General features: G+C 70.8%; 1 protein-coding gene and 1 pseudogene. Both read left to right on the forward strand.

Annotation, left to right across the window (positions count from 1 at the left end; all coding sequences use genetic code 11):
* Positions 1-18: 18 nt before the first annotated feature.
* Positions 19-429: pseudogene (locus AB0G02_RS38335) on the forward strand (sugar-binding domain-containing protein); the annotation flags it as partial.
* 307 nt (positions 430-736) lie between these two features.
* A partial coding sequence (locus tag AB0G02_RS38340) for a glycoside hydrolase family 2 TIM barrel-domain containing protein (protein WP_360804855.1) occupies positions 737-1,776 on the forward strand: 1,040 nt, incomplete at its 3' end.

Consider the following 1,776-nt stretch of genomic DNA (forward strand, 5'->3'; position numbering starts at 1 on the left):
CCCGCGACCGAGACGCTGATGCTGACCGGCACGGACGCGGACAACACGGTGCCCTGGGACTTCCAGGTCGCCGAGGGGCACAACAGCGGTGTGTGGCGCACCATCCCGACCCCGTCGAACTGGGAGTGCCACGGTTTCGGCACCTACCAGTGGGGCTGGAACCTCCGGCCCGACGAGAAGGGCCTGTACCGGCGTCGCTTCACCCCGCCCCCGTCGTGGGCGGGCAGGCGGACGTTCATCGTCTTCGAGGGGTCGATGACCGACACCGAGGTCCGCGTCAACGGCACGCTCGCCGGTCCGGTCCACCGGGGCGGGTTCTACCGGTTCCGCTACGACGTCACCTCCCTGGTGCGCCCGGGGGTGGAGAACCTGCTGGAGGTGACGGTCAGCCGCGACTCGTCGGACGACTCGGTCAACGACGCCGAGCGGCGCGGCGACTACTGGAACTTCAGCGGCATCTACCGGCCGGTCTCGCTGCAGTCCTTCCCGACGAGCCGGATCGACCGGGTCGCGATCGACGCGAAGGCCGGCGGCGCGTTCCGGATGGACGTGCACCTGGCGGGCGTGACCGCGCCCGGCCGGGTCGTCGCCCAGCTGCGCAGGGTGGACGGCAGCGCGGTCGGCGGCCCGTTCTCGGTGGGCGGTCAACGCCGGTGCGACGCCGCCGACGGTGACCACGTCGGTCCCCTCACCGCAGACGTGAACCGCGGAGACGCCGAACCTCCACCTGGTCGACGTGCGGCTGACCGACAGCGGCGGGTCGGCGCTGCACGGCAACACCGAGCGGTTCGGGTTCCGCACCATCGAGGTGCGCCAAGGCGACGGCGTGTACGTCAACGGTGCGAAGGTCATCCTCAAGGGCACCAACCGGCACACGTTCTGGCCCACTCTCGGCCGCGCGTCGAGCCCGCGCATGGCGCGCGCGGACATCCTCCTGATGAAGGAGATGAACAACAACGCGGTGCGGATGTCGCACTACCCGCCGGACACGTACTTCCTCGACCTGTGCGACGAGTTGGGCCTGTACGTCCTCGACGAGCTCGCCGGCTGGCAGAAGCGCTACGACGAGGGCGTGGGTGCCCCGCTGGTCGAGTCGATGGTCACCCGCGACGTCAACCACCCCTCGATCCTGTTCTGGGACAACGGCAACGAGGGCGGCTGGAACACCGCCCTGGACGACGACTTCGCCCGCTTCGACCCGCAGAAGCGCCCGGTGCTGCACCCGTGGGCGACGTTCAGCGGCATCAACACCGACCACTACGAGACCTACGACAGCACCCGGGACATCCTCAACGGCTCCGCGATCCACATGCCGACCGAGCTCCTGCACGCCCTCTACGACGGCGGCGCGGGCGCGGGCCTGAACGACTACTGGGCGCTGCTGGGCGCCGGACCGCGCCGGGCGGGCGGGTTCATCTGGGCGCTGGTCGACGAGGGGCTCGTCCGCGACGACCGCGGCGGCGCGATCGACACCACCGGCAACTCGGGACCGGACGGCATCGTCGGCCCGTTCCGCGAGAAGGAAGCCGGCTTCCACACCATCCGGTCCATCTGGTCCCCCGTCCAGCCGGCGAACCCCACCTACTACGCCACCACGTTCCCCTCGGGATTCGACGGCACCGTCCGCGTGGTCAACCGCTACGACCACACCGACCTCCGGCGGTGCAGGTTCGCGTGGCAACTGCTCAGGCATGCCTCACCGGGTTCCGGGAGCACCGCGCCGACGGTGCTCGCCCGCGGCACCGCCGCCGGTCCGAACGTCGCGCCGGGGGCCAC

This window comes from Actinosynnema sp. NPDC023658, from assembly GCF_040639995.1.
In the GTDB taxonomy this organism is placed as follows: Bacteria; Actinomycetota; Actinomycetes; order Mycobacteriales; family Pseudonocardiaceae; genus Actinosynnema.